This is a genomic window from Paraplanobispora siamensis, assembly GCF_016863175.1.
In the GTDB taxonomy this organism is placed as follows: domain Bacteria; phylum Actinomycetota; class Actinomycetes; order Streptosporangiales; family Streptosporangiaceae; genus Planobispora; species Planobispora siamensis.
In genome coordinates, this window is sequence record NZ_BOOJ01000077.1 from 56,576 (window position 1) to 63,427 (window position 6,852).

Here is a 6,852-nt window from a genome sequence, read left to right on the forward strand (position 1 = left end):
ATGAAGACCAGTGTCGTCATCTGCGTCTACACCGAGGAGCGCTGGGAGGACATCCGGGCAGCCGTGGCATCGGTCGAGGGCCAGACGCGGAAGCCGCACGAGATCATTCTGGTCGTCGACTACAACCCCGACCTGCACCTGATGCTCAAGCGTGAATATCCCAACGCGATCGTGGTGGAGAACGCGCACGAGAAGGGGCTGTCCGGTGGCAAGAACACCGGTGCGGCGACCGCCTCGGGCGACATCGTGGCCTATCTGGACGACGACGCGGTGGCCGAGCCCGGTTGGCTGGAAGCTTTGGAGGAGGGTTTCCAGGATCCGTCCGTCGTGGGGGTGGGCGGGTACACCAGGCCGCTGTGGGCGACGGGCCGTCGCCCGCGCTGGTTTCCGCGCGAGTTCGACTGGACCGTGGGGTGCTCCTACGAGGGCATGCCCACGGTCCGGGCACCGATCCGCAACGTCATGGGGGGCAACGCCGCCTTCCGCAGGGAGGTCGTGGCGGGGGTCGGCGGGTTCCACACCGGGATCGGCCGCAGCGTCCAGGGCCGCAAGCCGCGGCCCCTGGGCTGCGAGGAGACCGAGTTCTGCATCCGGCTCTCCCAGCGCAGGCCCGGCTCGGTGATGCTCTTCGAGCCGGACGCGGTGATCGGTCACAAGGTCTCGGCCGCGCGCTCCCGGTTCTCGTACTTCCGGTCCCGGTGCTACGCCGAGGGTCTGTCCAAGGCTCTGGTCACCCAGAGCGTCGGCGCCGGCGACGGGCTCGCCAGCGAGCGCGCGCACGCGCTGAAGGCGCTGCCGCTGGGCGCGCTGCGCGGGGTCGGGGAGGCGCTGCGCGGCGACCCGTCCGGCCTGGGCAGGGCCGCCGCGATCGTGATCGGCCTGGCCTGGACCACCTGGGGTTATGTTGTCGGTTCTCTCCGCCTGAAGCTGGGGCAGTCATGATCCGCGTGCCCATCCTGATGTACCACTCGGTCTCCGACAGGCCGACCGCCGAGACCAAGCCGCTGGCCGTACGGCCCTCGGCCTTCGGCGAGCAGCTCTCCTATCTCAAGGAGAGCGGCTTCACGCCGTTGACGGTGGCCGACCTGGTGGCCTCGCTGCACCGCAACAACGGGCGCTCCATCCCGGAGCGCCCGATCGTGGTGACCTTCGACGACGGCTACGAGGACTTCCACTCCGAGGCCCTGCCCCTGCTGGAGCAGCACGACTTTCCCGCGACGCTGTTCCTGACCAGCGGCTGGGTGAGCGACGCGGGCAAGGACGCGGCCGGCCGTCCGCTGGACAGGACACTGGCCTGGAGCCAGGTCCGCGAGGCCGTCTCCTGCGGCATCGAGATCGCCGGGCACAGCCACAGCCACCCGCAGCTCGACCAGCTGCCCGACGACCAGCTCCGGCAGGAGCTGCGCCGTAACAAGGCGCTGCTGGAGGACAAGCTCGGCACCCCGGTCACCACGATGGCCTACCCGTACGGCTACTCCAGCGCGCGCGTCCGGCGCGAGGTGCGCCGGGCCGGATACTGGGCCGCCTGCGCGGTGAACAACGCCATCGCCGCCGACCGGCACGACGTGCTCGCCATGCCGAGGCTGACCGTCACCGACGCCACCTCCATGACGATGTTCCGCCGGGCCGTCGGGGGCAACCGGGTCCCGCTGATCTACATGAAGGAGCGTGTGCTGACGAAGGGCTACGCCGTCGTCAGGCGCACCAGGTACGGCTTGCGCAAAGTCCGCGGACTCGCGTGAGCGACACGTCTCCGGGCGTGAGGGGAGGGAAGGACATGAGCGAACTCGACGAGCGGACGATCCCGAACGGCGCGTTCGCGGACGCGGGCTCCGAGCGCTTCGACGGGGGCGCCGCGCCCGCGGCCACGGCATCGGCCGCCCTGCACGAGGATGTCGCCGCGCAGGCGGCGGCGCGGCCGGGGGGCCTGTGGAGCAAGCTGCTCCGCGACCTGCGCAACCCGCTGTTCCGCAACGGTTACGCGCTCATGGCCAACACCGCCATCACCGCCGTGCTCGGCATGGGCTACTGGTGGCTCGCCGCGAAGCTGTACGACCCGGCCGACTTCGGCCACGGGCAGGCCGTGATCACCGCGATGCGGCTGTTCGCCTCGCTGACGGCGCTCGGCTTCGTGGGGGCGCTGGCCAGGTTCATCCCGCTGGCCGGGCGCCGCACGCCGGAGCTCATCCTCCGGGCCTACGTCATCGCCGGGGCCACCGGCGTGACGGCGGCGGTCGGGTTCCTGATCACGCTGCCGTGGTGGGGGCCGACCTACGCCTCCCTGGGCGGTTTCGGCCAGGGGCTGTTCTTCCTGGCCTCGGTGCTGGTCTGGTCGGTGTTCACCCTCCAGGACGTGACCCTGGCCGGTCTGCGCAAGGCCACCTGGGTGCCGGTCAACAGCCTCGGCTACGGCCTGGTCAAGATGGTGATGCTGGTGGGGCTGGCGTTCGCGCTGCCCGACGACGGCATCTTCGTCTCCTGGATCATCCCGGCGGCGATGGCGCTGATCCCGATCAACATCTTCATCTTCGGGAAGGTCGTCCCCCGGCACGTCAAGGAGACCAAGACCACCGCCCCGCCGCCCACGCTCCCCGAGATCGGGCGGTTCCTGGCCGGCGACTATCCGGGCACGTTCTCGATCCTGGCGATCGTCTATCTGATCCCGGTGCTGATCGCCGCCCAGGTGGACGAGGTGACGTTCGGCTACTTCTCGATGGCCCACACGCTGGGCTGCCTGATCGAGCTGCTGGCGATGAACATGGCCACCTCGCTCACCGTCGAGGGCTCCTTCGACAGGGACGCGCTGGCGGCCAACTCGCGCCGGGCGCTCCGCCGGGCCTTCATGATCATCGTTCCGATCGTGATCGTGACCATAGCCGCCGGACCGTTCATCCTGCGTGTCTTCGGCGACGGCTTCGCCGATCGCGGTACCTTGCTGCTTCAGTTGATGGCTCTGGCGGTGCTGCCGCGGGTGCTCATCGAGATCTACCTCAGCGGCCTCCGGGCCCGCGGGCAGGCTCGCAAACTGGCGCTCGTCCAGATCGGACTGGCCGTCCTCGTGCTCGTCAGCACGATGCTGCTCTTCCCTCACCTGGGCGTGAACGCGGTTGGGTACGCACTGCTGCTGAGTGAGCTCGCGGTGGCCGCTCTGATCGTCAATGGACTACGCAAAATGCTCAATTATGGCAAAACTTCACAATCATCCGTCGCATCAGGGTCCTGACAGCCCTCATGATGTTAGACGTGAGTCAATCGGCAGGTAATGACGTGACAACCGGAACGGCGGAGGCCACCGGCGTCGACACGCCCGGCCCCGCCTCCCGGCCCGTCACTCCCCCGACCGGTGAGCCTCGCTCGGCGGCGCTGATGCGCGCGGCGGCCACATGGCTGCCCCCGCTGCTCACCATCGAGGGCCTGGTCATGTACGTGCTGGCCCTGCGCGTTTCCCCGGGGCCGCTGCGCGGCGTCGACGTGACGCAGATCGACGGGCTCGGGCTGATCTCGGCCCTGCCCGGCGCCGCGTTCGCCGCCATCCTGCTGATGATCATGGCGTTCTTCGTCACCATCGCCCAGAACACCGACCGCAAGTTCCTGCTGCTCTTCCAGATCTCGGCGATCACCTTCGCGCTGCACGGCGCCTCCGCGCTGGTCAACAGCGAGCCGCGCTTCCACACCGCGTACGTGCACGCGGGCTTCGTGGAGTTCATCGCCCGCACCGGCGAGTCCTCCCCGATCCTGGACGCCCGCTTCGCCTGGCCGGGATTCTTCGCGCTGGTCGCGTTCATCACCAGGGCCGCGGGGATCACCGACCTCACGACGATCATGCAGTGGACGCCGCTGCTGTCCAACCTGCTCTACCTGTTGCCGTTCGTGCTGATCCTGCGCCAGGTGGTCGCCACCACCCGGGCGCGCTGGTTCGCCGCCCTGCTCTTCGTCATCGTGCAGTGGATCGGCCAGGACTACTTCTCCGCCCAGGGGTTCACCTACGCGATCTATCTCGCGTTCGTGGCGATCCTGCTGCGCTGGTTCGGCCGGGTCGAGCCCCGCCAGGCGCCCATGCCGGCCAAGGGCCGCCTGCGGCGCCTGCTGGCCCGCCTGGACGGGCTGACGCCCGGCGAGCTGAGCCACAGCACCGCCGTCTACGACCGCTCGATCATGCTCATCCTGCTGATCGGCCTGTTCGTGACCGCCACGGCCTCGCACCAGATCACCCCGTTCATGATGCTCGGCGCGCTGACCGGCCTGATCCTGCTGCGCCGGTGCTCGCTCAGCTGGGCCATGCCGTTCTTCCTCGGCCTGATCGTGCTCGCCTGGATCAGCTACCAGACGACCACCTTCTGGAGCGGCCACATCGAGCAGCTCTTCGGCGGGCTGGGCAGGATCCTGGACAACCTGCAGAGCAACACCGGTGACCGGATCGAGGGCAGCGACCCCAAGCACGCCCTCGTGCTGATGGCCCGGCTGGGCATCTGCGCCGTCATCCTGCTGCTGGCCGCCACCGGCCTGCTGCGCCGCCTGCGCCGCGGGGTGGGCGACCGGGCCGCCCTGCTGCTGCTGTGCATCCCCGTGCTCGCTCTGGGCCTGCAGAGCTACGGCGGCGAGATCGGCCTGCGCATCTACATGTTCGCGCTGCCCGGCGCCTGCATCCTGGCCGCCTACGCGTTCTTCCCGAACCTGCCCTCCAGCGGCGCCGACGGCGCCGACGAGACGGTTCCGATCCGCAAGCGCAACATCCGCTTCGACCCCCGCCTGACCCGCAGGGTCTCCCTGTTGCTGGCGGCGGCGTGCGCGCTGGTGCTCTCGATGGCCTTCCTGGTCGCCCGTTACGGCAACGAGCAGTTCGAGCGCGTCTCCACCGGCGAGGTCGCGGCCATGCACTACGTCTACGAGCACGACGAGCCCAGCGCCCGCGTGCTGTACCTGGTGCCGCTGATCGGCGAGGAGGTCACGCCGACCATCCCGTGGGGCGAGCAGGACTTCGACAAGATCCGCTACGAGCAGGTGCTCGTGGACAAGAACCCCGTCGTGGTCTCTTCGGTGATCGACAAGCTCACCCTCTCGCCGGGCAACACCTACCTCGTGGTCAGCCGGGGGCAGGCCGCCTACCTCCAGCTCAACCACGGCTTCCCGGCCGACTGGGACAAGCGCTTCCGGGTGGCCCTCGACTCCTCCAAGGCGCTCAAGCGGGTCTACTCCAACCAGGACGCCGCCGTCTACACGCTCAGGGCCCAGCCACCGGCCGCCCAGATCCCCGAGCCGGTCAACCTGCGGGGCCCGGGCGACCGGAGCTCCCCGGCCACCCCGATCGGCCTGGCCGCCCTGGTGCTCGCCTGGGCCGCGCTCTTCGCCTACCAGCTCGTCCGCCTGCGCGACGCCGACCGCCCCGCCAAGGCGGGACGCGTCCTGATGTGGATCGCCGCCCCGGCGTTCATCGTGTCGGTCGCGGTGATCGCCGAGCGTTTCATCGTGATCGGCCTGAACCAGGTGCCATAGGGGGCGGGCCCGCAGGGTGCGGGCGGGCGGGGTACGGCGGTGCGCCTGTTCATGAGGTGGGTCCGTGGCGGGCCGGGTGCCGCCCACCCGTGAGACACGTCCCCGGTAGGCCCCGTGTCGCCCACCCGGGCTGCGCCGGTACGGCGGCCGAGCCCGCCGGTGGGATCTGTTGCCGGGTGGCGAATCCGTCTGGGGACGGGTCCGTGGCGGGCCGGGTGCCGCCCACCCGAGCTGCGCCGTACGGCACCCGAATCCGCCCACGACACCAGGGCGCCCGCGACGTAGGGCATCGCCGGGGATCAGGCCGCGGATCGATGAGGGAGCAGCAACCTCACCGCCCTCATGCCCGCACGGTAGGTCATGATCGATGGCCGAATCGGGACCGCCCGACACGGTTGCTCCAGATCGCCACGATCAACATCACCAAAGGGCCGGGCGATGCGCCCGTGACGCCGTGGGGCCGGCCTCACTACCCGGCAACACGCCCTACAGGAGGATGCGCCTATCGTGCGGCGCAGCTTGGGTGGGCAACACCCAAGCTGCCACGGACGCGCCCCACGGGCGGGCAACACCCGGCCCACAGGCAGGCCCGCCACCCACCACCGACCCACCCACCCACAAACGAGCCCACCACTCAGCACGGCCCGCCGTACCCGGCTATCGTGCGGCGCAGCTTGGGTGGGCAACACCCAAGCTGCCACGGACGCGCCCCACGGGCGGGCAACACCCGGCCCGCCACGGACGCATCCGCCGTACCCGCCCTCAGCTCCGGGCCGCCTTACCCGTCCAGAAGGTCTCGGCCGAGCGCTCCGTGCTCCCGAGCTCTCCAAACCTCCCGGGCGGGTCCGCGCGGGCCGGTTGTCTCGGCGTCTCGCCGGTTTTCCCCCAAGCGTTCACCATCACCGGTTCGGAGCCCTGACCTGGGGTAACAAGCCCGCGCGGCACGAGATGTGACGCACCTTCCTTCTCCGCCGAGGAGCCGGAGTGAATCCATCCATCGACGTGCGCGGCCGGGCCGGGATCGCCGACAGGTGTCCACACGCCCCCCACGACCCCGCTTCGCGTGAAAAGACGGCGAAAACCCCGCGGACCACCGCGGCAGGGCGGGCTGGAGGTGATCGTGATGACGACCTACAAGCCGTCGGCTGAGGAACCGCTGACGTCACCGCTGGCACCGGTCAAGGCGCACCGCAAGGGCGCCGTGATCGCGAACTGGCTGTCGAGCACCGACCACAAGGTCATCGGCCACCTCTATTTGATGACCTCGTTCATGTTCTTCCTGATCGGCGGCGTCATGGCGCTGGTCATCCGGGCCGAGCTGGTCGGGCCGGGCCTGCAGTTCGTCAGCAACGAGCAGTA

The 6,852-nt window shown here is 69.8% G+C and carries 4 protein-coding genes and 1 pseudogene; all 5 read left to right on the forward strand.

The features are described from left to right. Complete coding sequence (locus Psi01_RS38670) at positions 1–942, forward strand: glycosyltransferase family 2 protein (protein ID WP_204069155.1); 942 nt, start codon at positions 1–3, stop codon at positions 940–942. Beyond that, complete coding sequence (locus Psi01_RS38675) at positions 939–1,742, forward strand: polysaccharide deacetylase family protein (protein ID WP_204069156.1); 804 nt, start codon at positions 939–941, stop codon at positions 1,740–1,742. The genes Psi01_RS38670 and Psi01_RS38675 overlap by 4 nt, the downstream gene beginning before the upstream one ends. 35 nt (positions 1,743–1,777) lie before the next feature. Next, positions 1,778–3,223, forward strand: coding sequence for a lipopolysaccharide biosynthesis protein (locus Psi01_RS38680; protein WP_204069157.1), 1,446 nt, complete (start codon positions 1,778–1,780; stop codon positions 3,221–3,223). Between the two features lie 44 nt (positions 3,224–3,267). Continuing rightward, entirely contained in the window at positions 3,268–5,493 is a 2,226-nt protein-coding gene (locus Psi01_RS38685; protein ID WP_204069158.1) for a hypothetical protein, read from the forward strand. A 1,123-nt stretch (positions 5,494–6,616) separates the two neighbouring features. After that, positions 6,617–6,852 (forward strand): annotated as a pseudogene (locus tag Psi01_RS38690) (aa3-type cytochrome oxidase subunit I); the annotation flags it as partial.

Excerpts from the sequence above, each read along its gene's own strand:
- Psi01_RS38670 (WP_204069155.1), top strand. The coding sequence starts at position 1 with ATGAAGACCAGTGTCGTCATCTGCGTCTACACCGAGGAGCGCTGGGAG.
- Psi01_RS38680 (WP_204069157.1), top strand. The coding sequence starts at position 1,778 with ATGAGCGAACTCGACGAGCGGACGATCCCGAACGGCGCGTTCGCGGAC.
- Psi01_RS38675 (WP_204069156.1), top strand. The coding sequence starts at position 939 with ATGATCCGCGTGCCCATCCTGATGTACCACTCGGTCTCCGACAGGCCG.